Genomic DNA, 26,803 nt, shown 5'->3' on the forward strand with positions numbered 1-26,803 from the left:
CCTCTCACTCATAGATGAAGCCCAGCTGGGTTCCGTCATAGAAGTAGGCGAGAATTTCCTCATAATCCTTTCCCGAATCCGCCAAAGCCTTGACGCCATTCTGGCTCATACCGACTCCATGCCCATAACCGCCGCCTGTCAGCGTAATTTCGTCAAGCTTTCCGCCGTCCTTGCTCTGATCCGCGAAAAAGAACGCGCTGGGCAGCAGGCTTAGCTTCTTCACTTCACTCTCATCCTGACGAATCACCGTATCATAGGCGGGTGCCAGAAGCGTTCTGATATTATATTCCGTTTTTACCAGGATCGTATTCTTACTGCCTTCAATCAATAATTCTGAGATAATTCCACTGCTCTCCCTTTTCCGAACAGAGATATCCACAATGGAACCCACGGTATCCACCGGAATGCTCTCAAAAACCCCATTCCCGTCCTCGTCCTTGCCGGTCTGCGTCAGAATCAGCTCCGGATTAGCGGTATACCTTCTGGATAGTTTATCATCGATTACCTTGGCAACCTCCTGGGCTCCCATGGTTACTTTCCAGCGGTACCAATTGAAGCCGCTGTCATAGGTAACCAGCTCCTCATCTGTGAGAAACTGCCGAAAGATATCCTCTGAGGACAGATCCGTATATTTCTCTTCCAATTCCCCGCCGTCCTCCGCGCCCTCTCCGCCTGTCCCGGAATACAGCAGCTTTCCTGACAGATAGGGATAATCCTTGCTGCCGTACCAAACGCTGGAGGCCTGGGCAGTATGTCCGCTGGAGGTGGAGAAATAATAGGCCGTGATTACCTCCTCATTAAATTCCAGCACCTTCCCATAGGTGTCCTTTACTGCCAGCACGCTGTCCTCATTCTCGGCAATATTATTATAGACCTGGTAGGACACACTGTCATCCACATGGGCCCCGTACCGGCTGAGACTGTTTGCCAAAAGCTGCTTATAAGCATAGCTTCTGGCACAGACAGCCTGGACACGCAGCGGTCCCAGGCCGTAATATGTGGGCATCTCACTGGGTATCACCGCGTAAAGGTATTCTTCCAGGGAAAGCTCATTTACCATCAGCAAGCCCTGATCGCCTTCCGCGATTTCTATTGTTCCCCGGTATCTGGGGTGTCCGTCGGAACGGTCGATGGAAAGCACCTCCACCCTGCCGTCTTCCTCAACGGGCTTTATGGACAGCCTGCCGTCTTTCAGCAGCTCATCCCCGGGCTTCAGGGTTAAAATCTCCCCTTTACTCCAGGTTTTCTCCTGATTCTCGCTGCTTACGGTATAATCGCCGGAGGCAGTCAGCTTAATCTCTCCATGGCTGTAGCCCTGGTAATCCGATGTCATGAGAAGCACCCGGATATTCTCAGCCTTGATGCTTTCCGTGATCAGAGCCGCGCTGATTTTGCCCAGGGATACGACAAAATCAGTATTCTCATATCCGACCAGAATACTACTTGTAGGTTCCTGGGTGAGCTTGCCGTACAATTTATAGATTTTAAACTCTTCCTCCAGGGGCACCTTCCCATAGCCCTCGATCTCTATGAAATCTTCTCCCGTCTGCAGCACCTTTCCCTGAATCGTTTCCGGTTTCTGCAATATTTTAACCACCTTTTGATTCTCTATGGTAATATCTCCGACAACCTTTCCAATGGAAGACGACAGCTTGTACTGCGCTTCAAAGGTCTTATCCAGTCCGTCTATATAGGCAGAGATCTGCAGTCCCTCTCCCTGCTTAATCCATACATTATGCAAGACTATTTTCTCTGTTGTAATTGCCTTTATGAAAATCAGCTCCTGATCACAGACCAGAGCCTTAATTCCTGTATCCAGATATTTTGAAATATCCACCGGCTCTCCGGAAGCCTCTTGGTCTGAGTCCGCTGTTATGCCCTGTCTTCTTTGCTCCAGCTCAAAATAGGCTCCCTCATAGCTTTTTGCCAAAGCGTATTCGTATTTTCCCTGGTTTGTCACCATCCGGTCCGAGCCGTCCTGCCTTGTCTCATTTCCAAGTACCAGCAGGGTCGCTTCCTCTATCCCTTGTCCATCCTGTGAAGAATCGGCCTCATTGGACTTGGCAAGGATCGCTTCGTAAAGCTCCAGAAACTCTCTTGTCTTCACCGGCTCCTCCGCTTTTGTGAAATCAAAGGAGATACCTTGATAGATTCCCTGATAATCCGGTTTCTTAAGCAGCAGCTTATCCATGACGCTCTTGCAGTCCCCATATGTCATGACTTCACGGGGAGATACGGATATTTCACGGTCAATCAGGCCCATCTTCCACACCGCATTCACATAACCGTCATACCAGCCTGACATGCTTTGATTTTCATAAATAACTTCCAGCGGCAGGCTCTCCCGCTCCGATTTATTGTATTCCAGATAACTGAGCAGACGGAAGGCTTCTGCCAGAGTAATGCCGTCCGCCTGGATCACGGTGTCCCCCGTGTCGTCCGGCTGCTCCCCCGGTTCTCCCTTCATTCCCCGGATTACGTTCACTGTAAATACAATAATCACAATTCCGATGCATATTCCTATCAATATAAGCTTTCTCTTTATACTCATCGCTGCTCCTGTTCCAGGCCCTGATTAACCTATTAACATAATGATAATGATCTAATGATATTATAGAATACGCAGATTAGGAACTCAAGAACTTCGTTCTTTCGTTCACGCTGTACTTATTTCCTATCTCTGCTCTCATTATATTATGTCTCTGGCAGTAATATTCGTACAAGTTTCAGGAATTCCGCCGCCGGATAGAATCAGGGAGGAGCAATTGAAATTGCTCCTCCCTGGCTTATTCTTCCGTCACCTGAAAGCCGGCAACCGCTTCGGCAATCTGATCTATACTCCTCTTATCCGCAAAGAAACGTGTCTCGCTGCCATTTTGTACAAGATAGAAGCTGTCGTTATAGGGCAGATAGGAGGCGGTAATCACCGTATTGGCAGTGTCATTGAGATAAAAGCTTATGGTGAGGCGAGGCTTGGCACCTCCGGCATCCATCTCTTCCTTGCTTTCCGCATCGTATCTGGCGGAAATAAGACTTTGGTAGATATCCTTAAAGGCGGCCTCCTCCGCTTCCTTACCGTTATAGAAGTATGTGGTCTGAACTTCCTCCTCATCCTTCTCATTCTTTACCGCGGAACGTTCCATGCTCAAGGTATATACCGTTCCGTCAATCTCTGCCTCAATCCTGTCTACCGTGTCAATCAGCGGTATTGCAATAAACTTATTCAGAAGAGAGAATGCATCTACGGTAATCATCTTATCTACGGTACTCCCTGTCATGGTATAGACCGCGGTATCTCCCTCGGGCATCACATAATAGCTGCCGCTCTCCGTCTGGTCTCCGATGAGCAGCTTAAATTCCTTCTCATCATAATAAGTCTTCTCTGTGATCTCTTCCCCTGTATCCGGATTCTTCTCCGGCTTCTCCAGAGTCTCGGTTCTTTCCTCAAGGTAGCCCAGTTCAATGACAGCCAGCGGATCTTCCAGGCCATAGACCGCCAGATCCTTCGCGCTGTACTCCACACATTCCGAATAGTCAAAGGCCTTATAATTTTCCTGAAGGGTTGATACTGCCGAGCTGTCCGCGGTATAGGGCTGAGGGTAGGGTTTCAGAATAACCCAGGGGAACATGGAGCTGCCGGCACCATTCCCTTCCTGCCCCTCCTGGTAGGACAATTCAAAATCCTGACCTTCCCGTAAATCAAGCTTAATATAGCGGATATTAGCAGCTGTAATCTCCGGTCCGTCCACCACCGCCGTAAAATCGGAGTTGGCATACTTAAGCCCGCTGCCATAGGAGGCCGCCAGCAGATATACCTTATTGTCCTCATTCACCAGGGCATAATACCCGTCCCCGGAGGGCGGCTGGTTGCCGATCTGGAGGGTCACGGCAGATCCGTCGCCCAGTATGGCCTGAATATAGGATGCCGGTTGTTCCAGTCCAAAATCAGCCAGATTATCTCTCGTCTCCGCGATCAGTCTTGTGGCGCTGATTTCATCAATTACTGAGAGGAGGCTGGTTACACGGCTCTGGTTAAGGGGACGGTTCGGCTCCCCTTCCAATATCCAATTCTCTCCATCCCGGGTGAAGGTCATATCCGTATCCCCATACACATAGTGAAGGGATGTAATGTCAGCGGTTTTCACGGTGGAAAGGGGAATACTGCTATCCTCCCCGACGGGCTCCGTCTCCCTTTTGGTGTACCAGAGATAGAAGCCAACCAAAGCGGCTAATGCCAAAAGAAGAGAGACCAGCGTAAGCGTGTTCCTTTTCTTTCTTCTTGCCATTATTTTCTCCTCCTTCTTACACTAATTACAATGCCTGTAATCAAGATAGCCAGCGGAACCAGGACGATAATCACCGCGCCCCAGGCCAGGGCCTGCGCCTGGGAGGGATAGATATACTCCGCTTCCATGCTCTTGGTAGGAATCGACAGGGGAGAAGCGCTTTCCCCGATGAGATACCCCATTGTTCCTCTTAACAGATCGTGGTTTCCATATCCCATAGCCGCATCTGCAAAGGCAAAGTCCGTGGTATATACCACCACCTTTGTCTCCGTTCCCTGGTATGAATCCGCCGCTAGTAAGCCTACGGTGAAGGGACCCTCCAGATCTCCTTTCTCCTTCTCTGCCGTTGTGATATTCTCAGGGTTCTTGGCATAGGAGGAAGCTGAGGTGGTCAGAAGTTCATTAAGGGTCAGAGAGCTTCTTGTCGTACCGGATTGTTTCACCGCTACACTCTGGGGCATGATGACCGGTATCTTACCGCTTTTGGCGAGACTGGTAATGCTGTGGCTCTGGAACGCAGGCAGCAGGTACATGGGATTATTGGAATACAGCATGCTCATATCTGCTTCAAATACGATATCGTTGACCAACTCTACTCCATAGTAGTCAAGAATTGAGAGATAGTTCTTAAGCCCTGCTGTCCGGTAGTTAACCGTAGCTAATAGGCTGCCGCCGGAAGCCAGGTATTCCCGGATCATTGTTGTTTCTTCCTCATTAAAATCCGTTGTGGGAGAATTAATGTACAAAAGTCCGCAATCCTCCGGGATGCTTGCTGCAGAAAGAGTCTTCAACGCCTGGATATCAATATTCATCTTTTCCAGGGCCTCTTTAAATTGGGCGCCATTTTCTGTCTCCCCATGTCCCTCCACCACATACATCACGGGCAGCTCCCCGCTTGTGACAAATTGGATGGCTGAGGTCAGCTCGCCCTCTACATCGATGCCGGTAGTGTTATAGGAATAAGTATTATAATCCAGCTCCTGAACCAGCATATCACTGAAGTCAATATATTTTGCCCGTCCCGTAGCATTATTTACTACGATCAGACTGTTCGCGCTTACATTCTCCTCCACATACTCCTTGGCAAAGGTAGGATACAGCACCGGATCCTTATATACCAGGGAAATCCGGTCAGATAAGCCATCGTACTTCTCTACGATTTTCTTGAAGATCTCCTCTTCTGATCCGGTCTGTGCCAGATAATAAATGGTTACGTCCTCGTTCAGCTCCGATACCAACTTCTTCGTATCCTCCGTCAGAGTGTACAGCTTGCGGGAGCTTACATCTATCTGGATATTTAATTGGGACGCCAGCATATTTACTACCAGTATGATTACAAATACCACCCCTGTCACCGTGGTGATATACATCCTTCCACGAAATTTTCTCCCGGAAAAGGATGCTTTGATCTTTCCGAAAAAGCTTTTCTTATCATTCATGGCTTTCCTTCTCCTTTCTCTAGCTAAATCTCTTCTTGTTAATGATCTGTACCGTCAGGAAGGTAAACAGGACGGTGATACTCAGATAATAAACAACAGCGGCAACATTAAGGGTACCATAAGCAAAGGAATCAAAGCGGTTCAGTACCGAGAACCAGCCAAACACCTTAATTACAGAGCCGTCCAGCAGAGAGGGCTTCAGATAATAGACCGCACCCAGTCCGGCAACGCATAGAATCCAGATGAGAATAGCAACCGTCTCATTGCGGACCATGGAATAGATCGCCGCACACACTGCGATGAGCAAAACGGCAAAGATAACCACTGCCGCCTTGTTGCTGGTGGGAAGAATACTTGCGATGGCATCCATAAAAATAGTAAAGATAAATACAATAAAGGTAATGACTGCCGCTACCACCTGACTCTCCGTAAGGGAGGAGATGAACAGGCCGATGCTTAAATAAGCCGCTCCCAGCAGCGCAAAGCCCAGTATTCCCGAATAGGCGCTGCCAAAGGAAACGCTGCCGTACATTTTCATAATCAGCGGGAAAGTAGCTACCATCAGCACTACCATGCCAAAGACTGTAAATACCGCCAGAAATTTGCCCATTACAATGGAGGAGGCTGTCACCGGCGAGGTATACAAAAGCTGATCCGTTTTCTGTTTATTCTCCTCCGCCATCAATCTCATGGTCAGCAGCGGAATCAGAAGTGCCGTTAAGAAGGAAAAGGAGGACAGAGTCATTTCCAGATTCGCAGAACCAAATAATAAATTCTGTATTGCAAAGTAAATTCCGATAATCACAAGAAATATTGCAATGAATACATAGCCTATCATGGATGTGAAATAGGCACGCAATTCTTTTTTATAAATCGCCAGCATCTTCGTCTTCCTCCCTGTTTATGATAATCTCTTCCGCCCCGTCTTCTGCTTCTTCCTCCAGGGCAGGCGGTGCATCCAGCTCTATGGGTGTGGGCTTCTCCTTGTTGGTAACCTTCAAGAAGATATCCTCCAGGCTCATACGGATGCTCTGCATCTCCAGAATCGGAGTTCCGGCCTGACTCATGGTATGGAATACCTCTTCCCGGATGTCATCCTTCTCATCACAGAAGACCATGAATTCAACAACGCTCTCGCTTATCATCGGATGCTCCTTGATCTTCTTGATTCCCTTGACTTTCCTTAACGCATTGATAATCGTGGCTTTATTCCCTTTCACAGACAAACGAAGCCCTCCGGTGGCTCCCAGGCGGTAGCTTAGATTCTCCGGTTTGTCGCTGAGAATCAGGGTACCCCTATCTATGATCATTACCGTGTCGCACACCGCACTGACCTCCTGCATGATATGGGAACTGAGGATAATTGTATGCTTTTTGCTCAATTCCTTAATGAGCTCACGGATTTCGATGATCTGCTTTGGATCCAGTCCTACCGTAGGCTCGTCCAAAATAATCAATTCCGGATAACCCAGGATTGCCTGGGCCAGGCCTACTCTCTGTTTGTAGCCCTTGGACAGATGCCGGATCAGACGATCCGCCATAGGGGTGATCATGGTTGCGTCCATGGCCTCCTGAACCATCTGCTTCCTTTCCGTCTTTTTGATCTTCTTAAGCTCCGCCGCAAAGTTAAGATATTCCCGTACCGTCATATCAGGATAAAGGGGCGGGAACTCCGGCAGATAGCCGATCATTTTCTTGACCTCTTCCGGCTCCTCAGCCACATCCACTCCGTTGACCGTGACCGACCCTTCCGTTGCGGTCAGGTAGCCGGTGATGATGTTCATGGTAGTTGTCTTTCCTGCTCCATTGGGCCCCAGAAACCCAAGAATTTGTCCTTTCTCAACGGTGAAGGACAGGTGATCTACCGCGGTATGATTTCCGTAGCGCTTTACCAAATTTTTTACTTCAATCAAAATCATTTCCTCCTTATCATTTTGATTTTTAACATTTATCCCTACAAAGCAAATCAATTCCTCAATAAAAATTATCATACACAATAAATACGAAAATTTTGTGAACAAAATGGATAAATTTATAGGGCCTCCCTCTTGATTATGAGGGAGGCCCTATGTATACCTTTTGGGGGACAAATTCTATTGTTATTCTCACTACGCCTTCATTATATCACTCATTTTGTACATTCCGGCGGGCTTTCCGGGCAAATATTTAGCTGCCTGGACCGCGCCCCTGGCAAAAATCGCTTTGGAATAAGCCGTATGCTTTATTTCAATCACTTCATCCGTTCCGGCGAAGATAACCTCATGCTCACCAACAATGGTTCCGCCGCGCACCGCTGAGATCCCAATCTCCTTCCGGCCCCTGGGAACCCGCTCCCTGGTTCGGTCATACTGATATTCCAGTTCATTGTTCAATACTTCATTGATAGCATCAGCCAAGGCAAGAGCCGTACCCGAAGGTGCATCCACCTTTTTATTATGGTGCTTCTCTACAATCTCGATATCAAACCCGGCATCGGAGAGAATCACGGCCGCCTCCTGCACCAGCCTGGAAATCAGGTTGATTCCCATGGACATATTAGCCGAACGCAATACGGGTATCTTCTTAGACGCCTCCTCCACCGCTTCCAGCTGCTCTTTATCCAATCCCGTGGTACACAGCACAATTCCGATATTATGACTAATCGCATAGTCCAGCATCTCCTCCACATTCCGCGGCGCTGAAAAATCAATAATGACATCCGCCTTGACATTGCATGCGCCAAAGCTCTGGTATACCGGGTATTTGTTGTTACGGCCCTGGAAGACATCAATACCGGCCATAATTACCGCATTCTCGTCAGACTCTACAATCTCTGTGATTACCTGCCCCATCTTGCCGTTGCAGCCCCGTAAAATGATATTTGTCATGATAACAACCCGGCCTCCTTCATCTCCTTTAAAAGACGCTCTGCATTGGCAGGCTCCATCTCCGTCAGCGGCATCCTTAAGCCGCCCGCCTCAAAGCCCATCAGATTGACCGCTTTCTTAACCGGAATCGGATTCACCTCGCAGAACAGCGCATTGATCAGGGGCAGAAGCTTAAGCTGCAAATCACGGCTGCCTGCCGTATCTCCTTCCAGGAATCTCATGACCATATCATGGGTCTGGCGGGGAGCGATATTGGACAATACGGAGATTACGCCCAGACCGCCCAGGCTGAGCACCGGAACAATCATGTCATCATTGCCGGAGTATAATTCCAGCTTTCCCTGGGTCAGCTGCATCATCTCGGCCACCTGGACAATATTCCCGCTGGCCTCCTTGATTCCCACGATATTCTCCACATTGTGGAACAGCGTAGCTACGGTCTGGGGAAGGATATTGCAGCCGGTTCTTCCCGGCACATTATACAGGATAATGGGTATCTTAACGGATTTGGCGATCTCTGTGAAATGGGCAATCAATCCCTTCTGGGTTGCCTTGTTATAATAGGGTGTCACCAGCAGCAGGGCATCCGCTCCATAGCTCTCCGCCTCCTGGGACAGATAGATCGCCGTGTCCGTGGCGTTGGAGCCGGTTCCTGCAATGACAGGCACCCGCTTTGCCACTTTCTCTACGGTATAACGAATACATTCCAGATGCTCCTCGTGGGTTAAGGTCGACGCCTCGCCTGTCGTGCCGCAGATGATGATACCGTCCGTGCCCCCGGCAATCTGATACTCAATCAATTCTCCCAGCGCTTCGTAATCTACCTCATTTGTCTTCGTAAAGGGTGTTATAATCGCTACCCCTGCTCCTTTAAATACAGCCATTTTTCATTCCTCCTGTTTTATATTCTATCAAAGCCTACCTGTGCAAACAACGGCAAACAGCATCCGCCTGCCCGATGTTCATTAAAATAGCGCATACCATAATCTTCTGTGATTATGGTATGCGCCTGTTCACTATGGATAAAAGCCCTAACTTAACTCTAAAGAATAACCCGGCAGAATCATAAGACTAATTCCCCCTATGAATCTTCGGTTTCTGACATTCTTCAGGCAGCGCTCCATCAAGTGATTGATGACAGTCATAGAGTTCTTCACCCTATGCCCAGCAATAATAATTCAGGTTATTATCACTTCGGCACTGTTTCCTTTCACTGCGTTCTTCTATGCCTGACATATCCGGCAGCCTACTCCTAAACAATGCACCTCTACCATAAATAATATAAATTGATTTGTAAGCACATAGTAGCACTTACTGATTCCGTTGTCAACAGATAAATGTCAAATGAGGTGAATACCTGCCCATCAGAAGCATCTCATCCTGGCTGCCCCACTCTCCTGGAAGGTTGATGTCCCTGCCTTGCAGCCTATAAAATCATAGGGTGGCAGAACACCTCAATCTTGCCCGTTCCCACTTCCATCCGGATGGTTCTGCTCTCGGTTCCCCGAAGCTGTGTCCGGCACGGGGTAATTCCCAACTCGGCCAGCTTCTGCCGGGCTGCATTAATATTTCTTTCCCCCACCCCGTAGATATCCTTCTGATAAATGGAATCCGCACCGCCATACATGTGCACTTGAAGCTCTTCCTTACGGCAGCCGTAGTCGCTGCATATTTTCCGAAACAGCAGGGGAATACCGGACATGGCAAAATATCCGGGCCGCTCTGCATAATCCCTGTCGTCAAAGGGAGTCGGCAGCACAATATGAATCATCCCCGCCACTTTATCGAACGGACTGTAGACCGTCACAGCCACACAGGATGCCAGCGCAAAGGTCTTGATGATATCCTTTTCTTTGTCCGATACAATAATTTCTCCTAATCCTACAACATGCTCCATAATAATCTCCATTCTGACGAACCCCCCGGATGTCCGGCTTTCCATATCATGCATGGCTTCTCATCCTCAAGGCTGTTGTACTAATAATACAACCTGCTTTCCAAGGAATGCAAGTTGTTTTTTGTAATATCACGTGTTTCTTTGTCACACTATACCTCTTTCTTAAATCCAATAAAAATGGGGCTGTCAATATGACAACCCCGCTCTATTTCATCGCTTAAACACCGGAGGTTTAATACTCCTCCAGATACTCCAATTTACTTACGGAGACTTCATAAGCAACCCGCTTCTCAAAATCAACTTCATTTATCTTTTTCTGATATTCCCGGCTCTGAATTCTGCCCCAGATCTGAACATGCCCCCCAACCGCGAAAGTCTCTGCAAATCTGGCATTTCTGCCCCAGCAGATACAGGGAATATAATCTGATTTTCCATAAGGACGGTTTACGGCAAGCAGCACGTCGGCAATCTCTCTTCCCAGAGGGGTCTTGCGGTAAATCGGCGGCTTGCATACAAATCCATCCAAAAAAATATGGTTAGGCTTTGCATTTTCCGAAAGTTCATCTTCCATTTTAACTTCCCGTGCAAAAACCGAAAGTACTAATTTGTTCCTGCTCTCTTCATGACGGTTATAAGAGCGGAACTGTCCCAGAACCTCAACGAATTTCCCTTTATAATCCTGTTTTACATCAATGAGCCGTTCCGATACCATAACCGGTATCATGTCATAGGAATTACTCAGCCTGCTGACCAATACCTCCAATACATAGAAGCCTTCCCCAAACACATCATGGCTGAACGTAAAGTCACTGATTACCTCTCCTGCAATACTTACTTGATTGTTATCAAATACTTTATCTGTCATAACCGTACCTCTCCTTCCTTCCGGCGTATCTTGACGCCATTCTGCTCTAAAATGTGGGGCAAATGTTCCGGCAGATCCTTCCTGCAACCCTTTTCATCCATTTCATAAAAAGCTCTGCATCGTCTCAGCTGGCAGCTTACATTCACCTATGATTAAGTATATGCCTTATTCCATATTTTAGAAGTAAAATTTTCCATTTCGCTATATTATTTACAATTTTTGTTATTTTATACAAAAAATTTTAAATTTTTTATGAATTATTTCTCCAACATACGTTGATTTTTAATTAGACGGTATGATACAATGATTCGGTTGCATTCAACCAGATATAAAGTTTTAAACTGAAAGGCATGGTTATTATTTATGAAACGAGAAGACATTCGCAATATTGCCATAATTGCACATGTTGATCATGGTAAGACAACTCTTGTAGATGAACTCCTGAAACAAAGCGGTGTATTTCGCTCCAATCAGGCAGTGGTGGAGAGGGTTATGGACTCCAACGCTCTGGAGCGGGAACGGGGGATCACAATCCTTTCTAAAAATACCGCGGTTCAATACAAGGAATATAAGATAAACATTATAGACACTCCGGGACATGCGGATTTCGGCGGTGAAGTGGAACGGGTGCTGAAGATGGTGAACGGCGTTATTCTCGTAGTAGATGCCTTTGAAGGCCCCATGCCCCAGACGAAGTTCGTTCTTAAGAAGGCCCTGGAGCTGTCTCTCCCGGTCATCGTATGCATCAATAAGATTGACCGCCCGGAGGCAAGACCGGCAGAGGTAGTGGATGAGGTTCTGGAATTATTATTAGAGCTGGATGCCAATGATGAGCAGCTGGACTGTCCCTTTCTATTCGCTTCCGCCAAACAGGGCATCGCTTCCTTGTCCTATACGGAGGAGCCGGAGGATATGTCGGCGCTGTTTGAAACCATCGTTAACTATATTCCCGCTCCGGAGGGTGATCCCCAGAAGCATACCCAGATTCTCATCAGCACCATTGATTATAATGAATATGTGGGCCGTATCGGCATCGGCAAGGTGGATAACGGAGTGATCCGGGTCAATCAGGACGCGGTGCTGGTCAATGCCCATGATCCCAATATGAATCTCAAGGTTAAGATAAGCAAGCTTTATGAATTTGACGGATTAAAGCGGGTGGAGGTCAATGAGGCCACCATTGGTTCCATTGTGGCGATCTCGGGCATCGCGGATATCCACATCGGGGATACGATCTGCTCTCCTGAGAATCCGGAGGCAATCCCTTTTCAGAAGATCTCCGAGCCCACTATCGCAATGTACTTTAATGTGAATGACAGTCCTCTGGCCGGAACAGAAGGAAAGTATGTGACTTCAAGGCATCTGAGGGACCGGCTGCTGCGGGAGCTGAACACGGACGTCAGCCTGCGGGTTGAGGAAACAGATACTACGGAAAGCTTCAAGGTCTCCGGCCGGGGAGAGCTTCATCTCTCCGTACTGATCGAGACCATGAGAAGAGAGGGCTTTGAGTTCTCGGTAAGCAAAGCGGAGGTTCTGTACAAAACAGATGAACACGGCAAGCGGCTGGAGCCCATGGAGCATGCTGTGATTGACGTTCCCGATGAATTTGCCGGAACAGTTATTGAAAAACTGGGACAGCGCAAGGGTGAGCTCATTCATATGAACACCTCCGGGAGCGGACATACCCGTCTTGAGTTCTCCATCCCCGCCCGCGGTCTGATCGGCTACCGGGGTGAATTTCTCACGGATACCAAGGGTACCGGTATATTAAATACCCTGTTTGACGGCTATGGCCCCTACAAGGGCGATATTCAGTACCGCAAGACCGGCAGTCTGATTGCCTATGAGACCGGGGAAAGTATTACCTATGGACTTTTTAACGCCCAGGAACGCGGAATTCTGTTTATCGGACCCGGAGTAAAGGTATATGCGGGTATGGTGGTAGGACAGAATCCTAAGACCGAGGATATTGAGGTTAATGTATGCAAGAGGAAGCAGCTTACCAATACCCGGTCCTCCAGCGCAGATGAAGCCCTGCGTCTGACACCTCCCAAGGTACTCAGTCTGGAGCAGGCATTGGAATTTATTGAAACGGATGAACTGTTGGAGGTTACGCCCTCCAGTCTTCGGATTCGAAAGAAGATTCTGGATTCTACCATGAGGATGAGAGATAGGAGAAACCGGCAGGGAAACTGACGGACTTTTCCGATACGATAAATATCATCGGCTTTGTATGCCATAATCGCGTCCATTTTGTCGTTTATGGCATACAGAACCGGTATGATGATTTTGTTTTTTTTGATAATTTTTTCACATACTGCATTAAAAAAAACTATTTGTCCAATTCTCTTATATCTAATATTCTGCGATCCGGATATTTTCCGATCTCCTTGCTGCTTCTGATCTGGTAGTGCTCCAGGATTTCCTTAAAATATGCTTTCAGTGTTTCCTTGGATATGATCTTATTATTGCATTTATCCCTGGATATCTTCAGCATGGATTTCTCATAGGCGGTCATTGCCCGCAGAGCTTTGGGACCGTACCAGGTAAATGCATCCATGACTGCATCTATGATCTCCCTCTCTTCCGGTTCCAGATACTCCTCCTCGCCTTCCAGCGTATGAATTCCGCAGCGCTTCATTCCCTCATACAGCTTTAGAAATGGCATCTGTTCATTATTCACTCCGCATTCCTCCTGAAACAGTTCCCTGTTGCAGAGAGCCAGGTGAAATGCCTGGGTATAATAGAGCAGGAACTGGATGTAGCTGGGACAGATCTCCGCATTGCAGCGGTTTACAATATAATATGCCACCGCATAAATCTTGGAGGACATAATTCTTGCCATTACCGCATTCTTGCTTTTCTTGAATGCAACACCGGTCAGACATTCCTTTCTTCTGCAAAGAATATTATAATAGTACTCCGGATCCTCCAGAATCGCTTTGAGCTTATTCGAATATTCGCTGGTGGGGACATCCCCCTCCATATAGCGGATGATGGTTGTCTCTCCCCAGCCCAGCAGCTTTGCCAATGGTTTTTTGCCGATCCGATAATAGTCAAGGATTAATTTGATCTCACCGGCTGTAATTATTGTGTCATTTTCAACTTCACTTTTCTTCCTTCTCATACTACGCTCTTATCCTCCTAAATGTTAAAACTTCCTGAACTCATTCAAATCCCTTGCAATAATGTGAAACCCTCTGATCATCCGGTCAAACAGACCGATGCGGTTCAGCTTCACCAAAACCATACCAATGGGAATACCGATGATCATTCCCAAAACTCCGTAAAGCCGATAGCCGATAAACATGAAGAACAAGGTTGCCAGCGGGTGCAGCCCTATACTGTCTCCCACCATCTTCGGCTGTAATACCTGCTTCACCACCTGGCAGATCAGATAAATGACCACCAGACCCACCGCCCGAAGATAGTTGCCGGTAATCACTTCAATGACCGCCCAGGGCCATAATATCGCTCCGGTTCCAAAGACAGGCAGGAGATCCAGAAATGCGATCCCCAACGCAAAAATAAAGGAATATCCTACCCTTAGCACTTCAAAACCAACGAACATGATGACCGTCAGTATGATCATTATTTTAAACTGCGCTTTAAAGTAGCCGCCGAAGGCTGCTTTAAAATTATCTATAATTAATCGCCAGTAATTTGTAAAAGTCTCCGGAAGATGCTTCTTCAGACCCGCCGTAATCTCATCCCTCCCCACCGCAAAGAAATAGGCGGATATGATGATGACAATCAGTCCCAGAAAACCTTCCGCCACGTTCCTGGCAAAATTTCCGGCCGTGCTTATGGTGGGCAATTCTATCTGACCGGTGAGATTCGAGGTATAGTTGGCCACTCCGTCTATCAGCTTATTAATAACCTCCTGTATATTGGGCGGCAGCGTTGTTGAAAATCTGCGTATCGTATCCGATACTTCCTGGAACTGGAGCCTGAGGCCGGTGAGAATATTAGGCATATCCTCCATCAACCCCCTCATCTCTCTTACCAGCAGGGATATAATGCATGCTCCTGCTCCGATAATTGCGCCAATCACCAGAATCAAAAATATGGCGGAGCTATGCTTGCGATGTATCTTCACCTTTTTCTCAAGGAAACGCATCAGCGGATTCGCAATCATTGCGATAATCCAGCCGATGACAAAGGGCATAAAAAAACGAAGTAATCCGGGCAGCACAAAAATGATTATTAAGGCGCCGGCCAGAAAGAGCAGAAAATTAATTACGATTTTTAAATAAAGTAAAAAACGGTTCATAGCTTCTCCCTCCGCAAAACATCATATACTCCCATGCCCGCATACAAAAAAAGCATGGGATGCTTTCCCTGCTTTATTGTATCATAAATTTGTAGAAATAGTAAAAGAATATTTAATTAAAATATTAAAATAGGTGTAATTTAGACTGTGAAATGAATATGAGTGTATCTGTCCATCCGGGCTTGCCTTTAACATCCCATGATTGCCAGAAGCAGGCCATCACGGGAAGCCCGGTCTGCGCCCGGATGGACAGATACACTCATATTCACCGCGTTAGTTTATTTATTAGAACTGTTATGTTCTGTTTCCTTCCAGGGCTTTCAGCATTAAGGTAAGGAAAAAGATAGCCGCCGCAATGATGACAATGGTCGGCCCGGTTGCCGTATTCATGTAATAAGACAGAAGCAGTCCCAGGATTCCTGAAAATAAGGAGATTATGACAGAGAACAGATGATATTCCCGAACATTGGACGCGATGTTCCGGCTGGCCGCCGCGGGAAGGATCAAGAGCGCGTTGATAATCAGGATGCCCACCCATTTTACGGAAAACATTACAATTACCGCGATGATAACGCTAAACAGATCCTCCATCCGGCGAATGTTTATTTTCTTGCTTCTTGCCAGGGATTCATTGACACTGATGGCATGCAGTTTATTAAAGCCCAGAAACCAGAAAACCAGAGTCAGAAGAAAAACAGCAAAGAGCATTCCTATTTCTTTGACGGTGATGCTCAGGACATCTCCCACCAGCAATGCGGAATACTTGGCAAAATTGCCTCCCCGGGACAGTATCACCAGCCCGAGAGCCATGCTAAAGGAAGAAAACACGGAGATTACCGTATCGGTGGACACGGTTTTCCGCCCTTTAATCCGATTCAGCAGCAATGCAAAGATTACCGCAAAAATCAGCATTGACAAATTAGTATCCCCCATCCCGAAGATCGTCCCCAGGGCAATTCCCGTCAGGGCGGAATGTCCCAGGGCATCGGAGAAGAACGCCATCCGGTTGTTGACAATCATGGTACCCAGAATACCAAAGAGCGGGGTGATAATCAGCACCGCCAGCAGTGCATTTTTCATAAAATCGTATTCCGTCCAGGAAAACGGCAATAAGGCTTCTAATATTTGATACAGAGTTTCCATTCCCATCCTCCATCCTTATCCAAATACTGCATGGAACTCGCCGCTATCCAGTACTTCCTCCGGCGTTCCTTCTTTTAAAATCACCTTATCCAGCAGTATAACATGGTCGGCATACCGACGGACAAATTCAAAGTCATGGGATACGATAATCATTGCCAGGTCATAGTTCGACTTCAGGGTTCCGATATTCTTGTAAAAGAGCTGCATCCCATTGGAATCGATCCCTGATACCGGCTCGTCCAGCAACAGCAGATTGGGCACCGGTGAAATTGCAATAGCCAGCAGGACCCGCTGCAGCTCTCCGCCCGACAAATCGCAGGCTCGCTTATCAATGAGATCCTGTGCTTCGAATATCTCCAGCTGCTTCTTCACATACTGGTATACCTTACGGCTTTTACGGAAAAAGATTGGGGAATTGCTGATATATCCGGCAAACAGATCATATACGCTCATGGGCGTATTCTTTTCCATATTAATATATTGAGGCACATAGCCGATCCCCAGGTTCTCCACCCTCTGGGATTTAAGGTCTTTGAATTCGATGCTGCCCTCATGCCGGATCTCCCCCAGAACAGCCTTGACCAAGGTGGATTTTCCTGCTCCGTTTTTTCCTATGATGACTGTAATCCGGCCGCAATGGATATGCAGGTTAATATGATCGATTATTACCTGGGATCCGTCTCTGACCGTGATATTGCTCATCTGAATACAATGAAGACCGCAGGCGGCCTCCTGCTGCCCATTCGGCCGGATTAGCTTTCCGGAGTTATTTCTTGCTGCTTTCATGGCACCTCCTGCCTTTCTTGTATTTATTGAATTAAGCCGGTCAGGGTATCTATATTTTTCTGCATGGAACGCAGGTAGGAATCGGATACGCCGTTACCCGTTACCGCACTGTCTATAATAGAAACCGTTGCCCCTGTCTCCGCGGCAATCCGTCCGGCGATGGAGTCACTGAATTGTTCCTCTGTAAACAGATACCGGATTTTGTCTTGCTTTACTTCCTCTACAATCTCTGCTATCTCGCCCGCACTGAGTGCCGTATCCGAATCCAGCGTCACGGTATGGGCTACGGAGATACCGACACGGTTCGCAAGATAAAGAAAAGCATCGTGGAAAATCACCGCCTGCATGCCTTGTGCCTGCTGTCCGGTTCCTTCCTTGAATTTCTCCTCATACTGCCGCTTCAGCTCTGCAATCTGAGCATCCAATTCTTCTATTTTAGCAATATAGGCATCCGCATTCTTCTCAATGGAATCGGAATGGATCAATCCCTTCAGTCCCTCGGCCACGTTATTAATCTGCCGGATGTAGAGCTGGGGGTCAAGCCACACATGGGCATTCCATTCGCCATGATTGTGCTCATCGTCATGCTCGTCCGCGTCATGGTCATGATGATCCTCTTCACTGGAAAGCATGGTAATTCCTTCACTGGCATCAATTACGGCAAGCTGAGGATAATTGGACATTACATCCTCCAGAAAGCCTTCCATCCCGCCGCCGTTGATAATCATTACATCCGCATTGGATATCAGCTTCATATCCTCTGTGGTCAGCTGGTAATCGTGCAGACAGCCTGTATTCAGGTCGGTTAAGCTGTCAATTTGCACTCCGTCCATCCCTTCCGTCAAATTTAAACCAATCATATATACCGGATAAAACGTGGATATAATTCGAAGCTGCTCTCCTGCATCCGCCGCCTCCCTATCTGATTTTTCAACTATAATGTGAATGGTAACCCCTGCCAGCACTACCAACAAAAGCATAATTCCAAGGAGCGTCGCCAACTTTTTTTTCATAGTATAGTAATCCCTTTCTAATTGCAACTCATTTGCATTAATAATTATATATGATAGCATCGCCTGCTGTCAACTTATTATACAAGGGAAAAGCAACAATTTCTTGTAATAGGGGCAAAACTGTGCTATGATTTGTCATGATAAATTTTAAGACGAATCTGTGACAGAGGTATTGGGAGGCTTTTATGAAATCAAACAGTATTAACAAATTAGTAACGGCAGCTTTAATGGCCGCCATGACTTGCGTTGCAACCATTGCAATTGCTGTTCCTTCCCCAATGGGAGGCTTTATTCATCCGGGCGACGGCTTTGTCATTCTGTCCGGCATCCTGCTGGGACCCTTCTTCGGAGGAATGGCTGCCGGTCTCGGCTCGATGCTTGCCGACATCATTCTTGTTTATGGTGCCTACGCTCCGGCTACTCTTGTGATCAAATGCCTTGCAGCGGTGACAGCTTCCTGCATCTACCGCATACTTCATAAAAATAGAAGGCCGGAAATCATCTCGGTGCCGATCGCCGGCATATTAAGCGGAGCGCTTGTAACCGCAGGATACTTTCTCTTTGAAGGCGCTTTCCTGGGCCTAGGATTTGCCGCGGCATCGGCAAATATTCCTTTCAATTTAATTCAGAACGGATTTGGTGTGGTAATATCCACCCTGCTGTTTCCCCTGCTCCTTAAAGTGCCCCAGGTCAAAAACAAAATGTACCGATAGAAAGGGAAATGGCTGAAATACCGCATTACAATGGAGGGTAATATGAAGAACCAAAAAACAAAACAAGTTCAAAACAGAAGCAATTTACCTGGTAAAAAGCAATCAAAGACGCATCAAAGTCCGCCCGCAGACAAGGGCTTGATATATTTGCTGCCGATTATGTTTATTGTCAGCATCTTTCCGCTGATCGTAAAGCTTCATGTATATTCAACTCATTTTTCACAATTTCCCTGGCACAGTGAGAACGATCTGTTCGTTGATTTCTTTCTGTATTATAAACAGATATTTTTGATCCTTACCGCTGTTATTATGGGCATCATCCTGTTATACCAACGCATGACCGATAAAAACAGCATAGCTTTCCCAAAGATATTTATTCCCTTAGGAATCTATGGTCTGCTGGCTCTGCTTTCTTCTCTTCTTACAAAATACCGGAGCTTTAGCTTTACCGGCACCCTGGAACAGTTTGAATCGGTATGGGCCCTGTTGTCCTATTGTCTTCTGGCCTATTACTCCTATTTGTTCGTCAAATCGGAACGGGATCTGAAATTTGTCCTGTATGCCCTTCTGGCCGGAGCCTTTATCATGGGCCTCCTTGGCGTGACACAAGCCTTTGGGAAGGATTTCTACAGCACAGATATCGGCTGGCGTATGATATCCAACTCGCTTTACGCCGACACCAAGGCAACCTTTCCTGTGAAAACAGTTTATTTGTCCCTGCTAAACCCCAACTATGTGGGTGTATATGTGTCCCTCCTGTTTCCCATTACCCTCTATATCCTCTTGTTTTCAAAGAAGCTGTGGCTTAAGCCTGCCTGCCTGCTGATCATCGCAGGTCTCATGATCAGCCTGTACGGTTCCCGGTCCACCGCGGGGTTCGCCGGTGTCGCTGTCACCATCCTGGTTACCGTGCTTTTGCTGTGGAGATATCTGATCCGGTATTTTTATCTCACCATACCGGTTATTCTTGCTATTGTTTTGGGATTGTTCACAATCAACAACTATACCAATAATTATATCGGCAGCCAGATAAAGAAGCTGACAAATATTGAGAAATATGCCCCCCTGCTGACAGATATCCAGACAAATGATGGCAATCTGGTGATTCAGTATGGAGGCAATACCTTAAAGGTAGTCTTTGAGGTGGATGAATACGGTATCTGCAATTTCTTCTTTCAGGATCAGACAGACAGTCCGGTTGCGGCAACCGTTGAGACGGTTAACGGCCCTGTAACCGTGACAGATGAACGTTTTCCCGGCTTTGTCTTCACCCCTGCCTCGAACCGGGATGGTGTAATCGGCTTTGATGCGAACATTAATCAGCAATTATGGTTCTTTACCAACCAGAGAGGGGACAATACCTACTATTATGTAAATGCCCACGGTAAATACGATAAAATCGTGCTGGCCCCCTCCGCCGTCTTCACCGGGTATGAGCGCTATGCCTCCGGCCGGGGATATATCTGGTCCCGTACCATTCCCCTCCTGAAGAGCCGCATCCTCTTAGGCTCCGGCGCAGATACCTTTGCCCTGGTATTCCCCCATAATGATTATGTACATTACAGAGCCAACGGCTATGAGGGACAGGTTATGTCCAAGCCCCATTCCCTCTACCTGCAGATCGGCGTACAGACCGGTGTGGTTTCATTGCTGGCTTTCCTGGCCTTCTGCGGCTGGTATATCCTATCCAGTGCCAAGCTATATTTCCGGTGCAAACTCAGCCAGCCCGGCGCTGCTGCCGGTGCAGCCATTTTCGTAGCTGTCATTGGATACCTGTTCAGCGGCATCTCCAATGACTCTACCATCACGGTTGCCCCGTTGTTCTGGGTGCTGATAGGAATCGGCATCGCAATGAACCAGAAAATCAAATCCGATATAGAGAACAGCAAAAAAGCACTCAATTGAGTGCTTTTTCTTTAAGCTGTTGGGCAGACTTGAACTGCTGACCTCCTCATTACCAATGGTGCGTACTATATTTTCATCGATATTCATTAACGCTCAAACCATTGTAAAATAAGGCTTTTCTGATTTTGTTAAAATCACTTAGATCGATATATTACCATAATTTCATAGAAATACTCATAGAAAATATGTTGCATATTTATAACGCTAACAAGTAAATCCTCCTATTATAATACAGCTTTCCACTGCCTGTTGGTAATGCAACTCTGCCAAAATAATGTAATAACTTTATACACTTTGTCCTATTTACAAATATGTCCATGTATGCTATGATATATTTACTGATATAAGAATATACAAAGAAGGCCTCGCGTAATGCGGGGTTTTCTTTTATTACTAACTTGACACAAGGACAAATAGAGCATTATAATAATTATGTCGAGGCGCAAAGCATCGTTGCTTCCTCGTAGCCCCACGGCTGGGGCGCTGGATTGAAATACATTTAATTACATTATTGAAAAAGGCTTTGGATTAATAATCCGAGGCCTTTTTCTTTGCCTGTAGCATTGGGCAATGGTGTTTTTAATTCAAAAAAAATAATAAAATAAGCATTGACTTTGTACACCTTTGGGTGTATAATAAATATATAAACAAGAGATCAACAAACTTAAGGAGGTAGCGATATGAAGAAGACGTTAAGGGTTAGCAAGTCAGTAGTCATGAAAAAAGCCTGGGAGCTTTTCAAGATGTCACAGAAATGGGTTGATAAATTATCTTTTTCCGAATGCCTTAAAAGAGCCTGGGCAACAGAAAAGAGAAATGCTGTTGAATATGTCGGACAGGTTGGTCTTTATATTAATGGGGCTTACTGCACTGCAATGATCGCTACTGGATACGTCGAAGGAAATACGTTTAAAGCAAGGGAAATACTAAAAAAGTTCGGTCTTGGCTGGAATGGTTATGAAAAAGTATGGGAAGGTACTCAAAAGCAGATGCAGGAGCTTTGCAGAGCATATGCATAATAAAAACACAGAAAAGGAGAATATCATGTTAGCAGAAGCCAGAAAAAGAATGGGGCTATCCCAGTCTCAATTAGCAAAACTCAGCGGTATATCTGTAAGGATGATACAGCACTATGAACAGGGGGTGAAGGATATAAATATGGCAAGTGCCCAGACTGTGTATAAACTTGCCGAAGCACTGGGTTGTGATACCTCGGAATTATTGACTATATTTAGTGATGCCGAATCCCTCGAAGCCCTATCAGATGATGTTAAAAAGGCAATTATAAAGAGAGAGGCGGCTGAGCGGTACAGTGGATTTAAAGCCTATCCAGGAACTTGTAAAGCTATTTTTAACTTTATTCCGGATGATATGTTTCACCGTCTTCCAGCAAAGGAGCTGGGGGAGATTGCAAAAGTAATTAATACCGCATATCAAGCCGGAAAAAGAGAAAAAGCCTCAGATTAATAATCCAAAGCCTTTTTCAATAATGTAATTAAATGTATTTCAATCCAGCGCCCCAGCCGTGGGGCTACGAAACAACAACGATGCTTTGTTGTTCGACATAATTATTATAAGGTAATTATTGCAAATTGTCAATTTATTAAATAAAAAAACGGAGGTATTTATTATGAAGTTGGTAGAGAAAAACGAGGGAACAAGAAAAGAATTAGTGAATGGTACTTTAGAGGAGTTGGTAACATGGTTAGTTAATAATCCAGATGAATACAATTGGCAGCTTGACGAAGATCCGAATGCCGTAATGCCTGATCTGTCTAATATTGAAACCGTTAATGATTTGCAGATTGAACTTGATAAGGTTGATTTATCCTGGTGGACTTTAGTAATCGAATAACCCCGTCTGATGATGGCCTTCCGGGTACAGGCCGAAACTCTCCCCAGCGTTAACCGGGGAGGTCACGGGAACCCGTCGGCATAGTGGATAATCGCCGCCGCTTTTATTATAGATTGTACATTGATAAATATATAAGTTTATCCGGCAATACGCCGGGTATTTGTCTGCTCAATAAAGGATTTAACTTGATCGTATCCCCATCCGCAGTCTACAAGGCCACCAACCATACTCTCCATAGATTGGATAGCCCTGAGTTCAGTTTCCGATAAGCAGTCCCTGATGTTGTCTCTTTTTGATATTCCGTACTTATCTCTCAACTGATTGGCATTCATTCCAAATAACACCTTGTAGATGCAGTTTGTGTAAGTAGAATAGGCATGGCCATGCATTCTATCATTTTCGGTAGATTGCTGTAATGCTTTTGTGAGCGATTGTCTTACTGCAATGCCTTTCTCACGTTCTATAAGTTTGCCAGTGAGTAGCTTTTCCATGGCGTTAAATTGCTTGATATAGCCTTCCTTGAATTTCATTGCCTTCGTGCCGGTGTACCCCATGGCAAGCAACGTAAAACCATCTTTTGTCATATGGTACATTGGTTGTTTTTTGTTCTGAGAGTTAATATAGTAGGACTCTCCATAATTGGCGAGTCTAAATTCATTACTACATTCGAGTTCCCTTATGTCTCTCAAAACCTTGTCATGGCTTTTTTCAAAAGTTTCTGCTACATCCAAACTACTGACTACGGTTACCTCTTCTTTATTAATTCTTGCGATTTCAACTAACATATTAACATTCCTTTCTGATGTTTTATTTTTTTATATCATATAATACATGAATTAGGAGAATATCAATCGACCGTCACTTGTCCTTGTAGTGCGCCTACTTTGTCCGGCCTGCAGCCAATACCTCCCGGGTAGCCGTACCTATCTTAGTGCCGTCATCCTGCATGTGCTTTCCCCAGCCCAGCTGATCCCAGTAGACCAGTACCGCAATGCGTGTCTTTGCCCCGTATGAGCCGTCTATCGTTAGTTTTGGCATCCATGCAGGCAAGACAGTATTAAGCCTCTCCTGGGCCCATTTAATGTCTTCCTTAGATGATTGAGGAGTAATGGTTTTTGTAGGCACATAAGGCGCACTGCTTTCTGAAATATACTTTACTCCGGTATACTCGCAAACCCCCCGGGCGATCTCCTGGGCGCTCTCCTTCCAATAAGCTTCATTTGCCATCATGGTGGTAGCTTCCTTCTCATTGGTCATGAAAGCCAGCTCTACAAGGATCGCCGCCTTGGTATCCATGGAATTGCAGTTGCACATTGCCCAGCCATACTTTGTCACTCCCCGGTTGGTCTGCTTTGTGCCTCCGGCCAGGTGCTTCAGCACAACCTGGGCCAGCTTTTCGGATTGCCCCGCATACTTGTCATGGATATAAATACCCACGCCCTGGGCGGTGTTAAAGCTGTTTCCGTCGCCGAAAGCATTAAAATGGACAGAAATACTATAATCGCAATTTGCCTTTGCTATGGCCCTCTGGCGATCTGCCAGGGCGGTGTCAGGATCATCGGCAGCATTACTGTCATTGAAGCCCGTCTGCATGGTGTCGAAGCCGCAGCGCTGCAGCTCCTTTACCAGGAAGGAGGCCACCCCTACATTTGCATAGTGCTCCCGGTACTGTTCCCCTTTTTTGATATCATTGATACCGTCTTTATCGATATCGACCGCCGCCGGAAACGGAGGGGTCCTCTTGCCGGCTGTGTTAGTTCCATGACCTAACCTGCGTCTATAGCAATTTTATATTTTACTGCGTTAGACATGGGCATCACCTTCCTTTCATAAATAAAAATCAAGCCATACGAATAAAGCGTCCTGTCACGGGGTCTCTGGCCTGTATATATTCACCGTAATGCAATTTCGTATGGCACGTTTTACATAATACTTCCAAATTTTCAATTTCATTGTTATGATGATCTCTGTCCTTGTGATGTACTTCTAATTTTTCTTTTGATCCGCAGCGGTTACACTTCTTTCCATGGGCCCTAAACGCTTTTAATCTGTATGATGCAACTCTTTGTCCTTTATATCCATTGCTGCAATATTTAATAAGCCAAGGAACCTCTGCGTGATTTTTACTTATTTTTTCTTTAACTCCCGGCTTATTCACTGGATTATCATGGATATTGCGATATGTCGTTCCACATGATACGGAACAAAACTTTCCGCCACCCCTGTTGATTTGGCATTGATGGGTCTTGAAGTCCTTTCCGCATTGTAAGCATTTTCTTTCAATCAATAATCTCAACTCCTTTACAAAACAAAAGCCTGTGATATTTATCACGGGCCAGCATCTACGCATATCTTAATTGCCATCTATGTCATCCTCCGATTTCTTCTTTAATAGCTCAATTGCATTTTTAATCACCGCAGGAACCGGCAAGCCCATCAACCCTGCATTTTCAAAGATCGATATTGACTCATTTGCAAGGTAGGCAATAATCACTGCATTCCGGATTATATTTGTGCCGGTGACACCCTCCAGCTGGGCCGCAACCAGGATGATCAGCAGGGTCATGCCCTTGCGGCACAGTCCCTTCCACCCGGCTCTGCTTTCCAGGGCTCCGTGATCTGTCTTTGGTGATCTTTTAAATACTCCCGCTACGATAAGCCCGGATATGTAGTCTGCCGCCATGAAAAGTATTAATACCTGCAATGCCGTGTCCCACCCTCCGAGTAAATTTGCAATGAAGCTTCCAGCGATACCAATCGCCGCTAATACTGTTTGTTTCATAAAACCATCCTTTCGCATAATTAAAAGGGAGGTGTTACCCTCCCTGAGTGTTACGGTTCCTGCGGTTATTCCGCAATGATACAATCGCCGTATGTTTCGCCGGTGGTCTGGTTCACAGTCGTGGTTAAAATCAAATCCACCTCCGCCTGCCATTTGCCATAAAGCATTTTTGCGGCCCGCCTCACAAAATAGGCCCGGTACATATCCTTCCCTGCCTCTAATCCTCCGTTATCCTTTGCCAGCATGATTTGATTTGCAATAAAAGTTTGCATCTGCATCACCTTTCCTTTCTCCTTTCTATTCTTCGGGTATCTCTTCCGGATCTTCTTCCGGTTCATCTCCGGTATCGTTCCCGGATTCATCCACTGGCTCTTCCGCTGGCATAACAAGTTCTATGATTTGAGGTATAACCTCTGTCAGCATGGTATTAAGCACCGTATTAGTTGTCTGTAAATCGGTCTGCGCAGCTTGTAATTCGCCCTTGACAGAATCCAATTCGCCCCGGGCAATAATTAATTCCTCTTGCGTAAACTGCAGTGCCTCTTTAGCATTTTTCAGCTCTGCCGATACTTTATCGGTGGACAGCGTTACAATATACTTACCTTCGCTGTCCTGCGTTATGGACTGATATGCTGCACAATCCGTTATGGTTTCCCGGATAGTCCCGTCCGCTAACAGGTAATCCAATCTCTCTATTGCAGTGGCATCCTTAAAGGCTGTTTGCACTTCTCCGATGCCCAGGGGGGACGAAAAACGGAATTGTATTTCATGGCGGTTGTCATCTTTCATCATTCCGTATCCGACCAGATCAAATTCCTGTCCGGTACATAATCTAATTTTGTTTGGCATGGATTTCCTCCTTTCTTCGCATAAAAATAAGCCCTGCATGAGGACTTCAATTAATAGCTATTTTCGAATATTTGTTCCGAACTTTAGTTCGCTAAATGAAAATTTGATCAAACTTAAGATAAATGTGATC

At 46.2% G+C, this 26,803-nt stretch carries 26 protein-coding genes and 1 riboswitch; of the genes, 6 read left to right on the forward strand and 20 right to left on the reverse strand.

Features of this window, described 5'->3' with window-relative positions:
- Positions 1-4: 4 nt before the first annotated feature.
- The 9 genes from HNQ56_RS18135 to HNQ56_RS18175 form a co-directional block, all read right to left on the reverse strand.
- Positions 5-2,551 (reverse strand): SpoIID/LytB domain-containing protein, encoded by a 2,547-nt coding sequence (locus HNQ56_RS18135; RefSeq protein ID WP_429149120.1) that lies wholly within the window; start codon positions 2,549-2,551, stop codon positions 5-7.
- A gap of 235 nt (positions 2,552-2,786) precedes the next feature.
- On the reverse strand, positions 2,787-4,286 hold the full coding sequence (locus HNQ56_RS18140; RefSeq protein ID WP_429149122.1) for a DUF4340 domain-containing protein: 1,500 nt from the start codon (positions 4,284-4,286) through the stop codon (positions 2,787-2,789).
- The gene (locus tag HNQ56_RS18145) at positions 4,286-5,725 is read right to left on the reverse strand and encodes a GldG family protein (protein ID WP_429149124.1); all 1,440 of its coding nucleotides are present in this window, start codon (positions 5,723-5,725) and stop codon (positions 4,286-4,288) included. The genes HNQ56_RS18140 and HNQ56_RS18145 overlap by 1 nt, the downstream gene beginning before the upstream one ends.
- 19 nt (positions 5,726-5,744) lie before the next feature.
- Complete coding sequence (locus HNQ56_RS18150) at positions 5,745-6,608, reverse strand: ABC transporter permease subunit (protein ID WP_429149125.1); 864 nt, start codon at positions 6,606-6,608, stop codon at positions 5,745-5,747.
- On the reverse strand, positions 6,592-7,638 hold the full coding sequence (locus HNQ56_RS18155) for an ABC transporter ATP-binding protein (protein ID WP_429149126.1): 1,047 nt from the start codon (positions 7,636-7,638) through the stop codon (positions 6,592-6,594). The genes HNQ56_RS18150 and HNQ56_RS18155 overlap by 17 nt, the downstream gene beginning before the upstream one ends.
- 195 nt (positions 7,639-7,833) lie before the next feature.
- Positions 7,834-8,592 (reverse strand): 4-hydroxy-tetrahydrodipicolinate reductase, encoded by a 759-nt coding sequence (gene dapB / locus HNQ56_RS18160; RefSeq protein WP_429149128.1) that lies wholly within the window; start codon positions 8,590-8,592, stop codon positions 7,834-7,836.
- Positions 8,589-9,476 carry a 4-hydroxy-tetrahydrodipicolinate synthase gene (dapA, locus tag HNQ56_RS18165; protein WP_429149130.1) on the reverse strand — a complete coding sequence of 296 codons (888 nt, stop codon included), beginning with the start codon at positions 9,474-9,476 and terminating at the stop codon, positions 8,589-8,591. The genes dapB and dapA overlap by 4 nt, the downstream gene beginning before the upstream one ends.
- 221 nt (positions 9,477-9,697) lie before the next feature.
- A riboswitch (Lysine riboswitch) is annotated at positions 9,698-9,870 on the reverse strand.
- 148 nt (positions 9,871-10,018) lie between these two features.
- Entirely contained in the window at positions 10,019-10,501 is a 483-nt protein-coding gene (locus HNQ56_RS18170; RefSeq protein WP_429149131.1) for a chemotaxis protein CheD, read from the reverse strand.
- Between the two features lie 220 nt (positions 10,502-10,721).
- Complete coding sequence (locus HNQ56_RS18175) at positions 10,722-11,354, reverse strand: single-stranded DNA-binding protein (protein WP_429149133.1); 633 nt, start codon at positions 11,352-11,354, stop codon at positions 10,722-10,724.
- A gap of 363 nt (positions 11,355-11,717) precedes the next feature.
- Here HNQ56_RS18175 and typA point away from each other — a divergent pair, with 363 nt between their 5' ends.
- Positions 11,718-13,550: a translational GTPase TypA gene (typA, locus tag HNQ56_RS18180; protein ID WP_429149135.1), complete on the forward strand. Its 1,833-nt coding sequence runs from the start codon at positions 11,718-11,720 to the stop codon at positions 13,548-13,550.
- 136 nt (positions 13,551-13,686) lie between these two features.
- On the opposite strand, the gene HNQ56_RS18185 is transcribed toward typA, so the two are convergent.
- The 5 genes from HNQ56_RS18185 to HNQ56_RS18205 all read right to left on the reverse strand — a co-directional run bounded on the left by HNQ56_RS18185 (position 13,687) and on the right by HNQ56_RS18205 (position 18,569).
- Positions 13,687-14,481 carry a hypothetical protein gene (locus HNQ56_RS18185; protein WP_429149137.1) on the reverse strand — a complete coding sequence of 265 codons (795 nt, stop codon included), beginning with the start codon at positions 14,479-14,481 and terminating at the stop codon, positions 13,687-13,689.
- Positions 14,482-14,505: 24 nt separating this feature from the next.
- Positions 14,506-15,627: a sporulation integral membrane protein YtvI gene (gene ytvI / locus HNQ56_RS18190; RefSeq protein WP_429149138.1), complete on the reverse strand. Its 1,122-nt coding sequence runs from the start codon at positions 15,625-15,627 to the stop codon at positions 14,506-14,508.
- Positions 15,628-15,921: 294 nt separating this feature from the next.
- Positions 15,922-16,770 (reverse strand): metal ABC transporter permease, encoded by an 849-nt coding sequence (locus HNQ56_RS18195; RefSeq protein ID WP_429149140.1) that lies wholly within the window; start codon positions 16,768-16,770, stop codon positions 15,922-15,924.
- 15 nt (positions 16,771-16,785) lie between these two features.
- Positions 16,786-17,556 (reverse strand): metal ABC transporter ATP-binding protein, encoded by a 771-nt coding sequence (locus tag HNQ56_RS18200; protein WP_429149142.1) that lies wholly within the window; start codon positions 17,554-17,556, stop codon positions 16,786-16,788.
- Positions 17,557-17,579: 23 nt separating this feature from the next.
- Complete coding sequence (locus HNQ56_RS18205) at positions 17,580-18,569, reverse strand: metal ABC transporter substrate-binding protein (protein ID WP_429149144.1); 990 nt, start codon at positions 18,567-18,569, stop codon at positions 17,580-17,582.
- Between the two features lie 185 nt (positions 18,570-18,754).
- On the opposite strand from HNQ56_RS18205, the gene HNQ56_RS18210 reads away from it, so the two are divergent.
- From HNQ56_RS18210 to HNQ56_RS18230, 5 genes are all read left to right on the forward strand, one after another.
- Positions 18,755-19,282 carry an ECF transporter S component gene (locus tag HNQ56_RS18210; protein WP_429149146.1) on the forward strand — a complete coding sequence of 176 codons (528 nt, stop codon included), beginning with the start codon at positions 18,755-18,757 and terminating at the stop codon, positions 19,280-19,282.
- Positions 19,283-19,324: 42 nt separating this feature from the next.
- Positions 19,325-21,187, forward strand: coding sequence for an O-antigen ligase family protein (locus HNQ56_RS18215; protein ID WP_429149147.1), 1,863 nt, complete (start codon positions 19,325-19,327; stop codon positions 21,185-21,187).
- 680 nt (positions 21,188-21,867) lie between these two features.
- A complete protein-coding gene (locus tag HNQ56_RS18220; protein ID WP_429149149.1) occupies positions 21,868-22,206 on the forward strand; it encodes a hypothetical protein in 339 nt (112 codons plus the stop codon).
- A 25-nt stretch (positions 22,207-22,231) separates the two neighbouring features.
- Complete coding sequence (locus tag HNQ56_RS18225; RefSeq protein WP_429149150.1) at positions 22,232-22,654, forward strand: helix-turn-helix domain-containing protein; 423 nt, start codon at positions 22,232-22,234, stop codon at positions 22,652-22,654.
- Between the two features lie 163 nt (positions 22,655-22,817).
- Positions 22,818-23,042: a hypothetical protein gene (locus HNQ56_RS18230; RefSeq protein WP_429149152.1), complete on the forward strand. Its 225-nt coding sequence runs from the start codon at positions 22,818-22,820 to the stop codon at positions 23,040-23,042.
- Positions 23,043-23,179: 137 nt separating this feature from the next.
- Here the strand turns inward: HNQ56_RS18230 and HNQ56_RS18235 are convergent, their stop codons facing one another.
- The 6 genes from HNQ56_RS18235 to HNQ56_RS18260 form a co-directional block, all read right to left on the reverse strand.
- A complete protein-coding gene (locus HNQ56_RS18235; protein ID WP_429149154.1) occupies positions 23,180-23,827 on the reverse strand; it encodes a Rha family transcriptional regulator in 648 nt (215 codons plus the stop codon).
- Between the two features lie 94 nt (positions 23,828-23,921).
- Positions 23,922-24,752 (reverse strand): N-acetylmuramoyl-L-alanine amidase, encoded by an 831-nt coding sequence (locus tag HNQ56_RS18240; protein ID WP_429149438.1) that lies wholly within the window; start codon positions 24,750-24,752, stop codon positions 23,922-23,924.
- Positions 24,753-24,882: 130 nt separating this feature from the next.
- Entirely contained in the window at positions 24,883-25,329 is a 447-nt protein-coding gene (locus HNQ56_RS18245) for an HNH endonuclease (protein WP_429149156.1), read from the reverse strand.
- A 66-nt stretch (positions 25,330-25,395) separates the two neighbouring features.
- The gene (locus tag HNQ56_RS18250) at positions 25,396-25,824 is read right to left on the reverse strand and encodes a phage holin family protein (protein ID WP_429149158.1); all 429 of its coding nucleotides are present in this window, start codon (positions 25,822-25,824) and stop codon (positions 25,396-25,398) included.
- A gap of 65 nt (positions 25,825-25,889) precedes the next feature.
- Positions 25,890-26,105: a hypothetical protein gene (locus HNQ56_RS18255; RefSeq protein WP_429149160.1), complete on the reverse strand. Its 216-nt coding sequence runs from the start codon at positions 26,103-26,105 to the stop codon at positions 25,890-25,892.
- 16 nt (positions 26,106-26,121) lie between these two features.
- Positions 26,122-26,673, reverse strand: a complete 552-nt coding sequence (locus HNQ56_RS18260) for a coiled-coil domain-containing protein (protein ID WP_429149161.1) — start codon at positions 26,671-26,673, stop codon at positions 26,122-26,124.
- Positions 26,674-26,803 lie beyond the last annotated feature (130 nt).

It is taken from the genome of Anaerotaenia torta, assembly GCF_050433395.1.
Lineage (GTDB): Bacteria > Bacillota > Clostridia > Lachnospirales > Lachnospiraceae > Mobilitalea > Mobilitalea torta.

Coding starts and splice junctions, on each gene's coding strand:
- HNQ56_RS18135 (WP_429149120.1), bottom strand. CDS start 2,551: ATGAGTATAAAGAGAAAGCTTATATTGATAGGAATATGCATCGGAATT.
- HNQ56_RS18140 (WP_429149122.1), bottom strand. CDS start 4,286: ATGGCAAGAAGAAAGAAAAGGAACACGCTTACGCTGGTCTCTCTTCTT.
- HNQ56_RS18145 (WP_429149124.1), bottom strand. CDS start 5,725: ATGAATGATAAGAAAAGCTTTTTCGGAAAGATCAAAGCATCCTTTTCC.
- HNQ56_RS18150 (WP_429149125.1), bottom strand. CDS start 6,608: ATGCTGGCGATTTATAAAAAAGAATTGCGTGCCTATTTCACATCCATG.
- dapB (WP_429149128.1), bottom strand. CDS start 8,592: ATGACAAATATCATTTTACGGGGCTGCAACGGCAAGATGGGGCAGGTA.
- dapA (WP_429149130.1), bottom strand. CDS start 9,476: ATGGCTGTATTTAAAGGAGCAGGGGTAGCGATTATAACACCCTTTACG.
- HNQ56_RS18170 (WP_429149131.1), bottom strand. CDS start 10,501: ATGGAGATTATTATGGAGCATGTTGTAGGATTAGGAGAAATTATTGTA.
- HNQ56_RS18175 (WP_429149133.1), bottom strand. CDS start 11,354: ATGACAGATAAAGTATTTGATAACAATCAAGTAAGTATTGCAGGAGAG.
- typA (WP_429149135.1), top strand. CDS start 11,718: ATGAAACGAGAAGACATTCGCAATATTGCCATAATTGCACATGTTGAT.
- HNQ56_RS18185 (WP_429149137.1), bottom strand. CDS start 14,481: ATGAGAAGGAAGAAAAGTGAAGTTGAAAATGACACAATAATTACAGCC.
- ytvI (WP_429149138.1), bottom strand. CDS start 15,627: ATGAACCGTTTTTTACTTTATTTAAAAATCGTAATTAATTTTCTGCTC.
- HNQ56_RS18195 (WP_429149140.1), bottom strand. CDS start 16,770: ATGGAAACTCTGTATCAAATATTAGAAGCCTTATTGCCGTTTTCCTGG.
- HNQ56_RS18200 (WP_429149142.1), bottom strand. CDS start 17,556: ATGAAAGCAGCAAGAAATAACTCCGGAAAGCTAATCCGGCCGAATGGG.
- HNQ56_RS18205 (WP_429149144.1), bottom strand. CDS start 18,569: ATGAAAAAAAAGTTGGCGACGCTCCTTGGAATTATGCTTTTGTTGGTA.
- HNQ56_RS18210 (WP_429149146.1), top strand. CDS start 18,755: ATGAAATCAAACAGTATTAACAAATTAGTAACGGCAGCTTTAATGGCC.
- HNQ56_RS18215 (WP_429149147.1), top strand. CDS start 19,325: ATGAAGAACCAAAAAACAAAACAAGTTCAAAACAGAAGCAATTTACCT.
- HNQ56_RS18220 (WP_429149149.1), top strand. CDS start 21,868: ATGAAGAAGACGTTAAGGGTTAGCAAGTCAGTAGTCATGAAAAAAGCC.
- HNQ56_RS18225 (WP_429149150.1), top strand. CDS start 22,232: ATGTTAGCAGAAGCCAGAAAAAGAATGGGGCTATCCCAGTCTCAATTA.
- HNQ56_RS18230 (WP_429149152.1), top strand. CDS start 22,818: ATGAAGTTGGTAGAGAAAAACGAGGGAACAAGAAAAGAATTAGTGAAT.
- HNQ56_RS18235 (WP_429149154.1), bottom strand. CDS start 23,827: ATGTTAGTTGAAATCGCAAGAATTAATAAAGAAGAGGTAACCGTAGTC.
- HNQ56_RS18250 (WP_429149158.1), bottom strand. CDS start 25,824: ATGAAACAAACAGTATTAGCGGCGATTGGTATCGCTGGAAGCTTCATT.
- HNQ56_RS18260 (WP_429149161.1), bottom strand. CDS start 26,673: ATGCCAAACAAAATTAGATTATGTACCGGACAGGAATTTGATCTGGTC.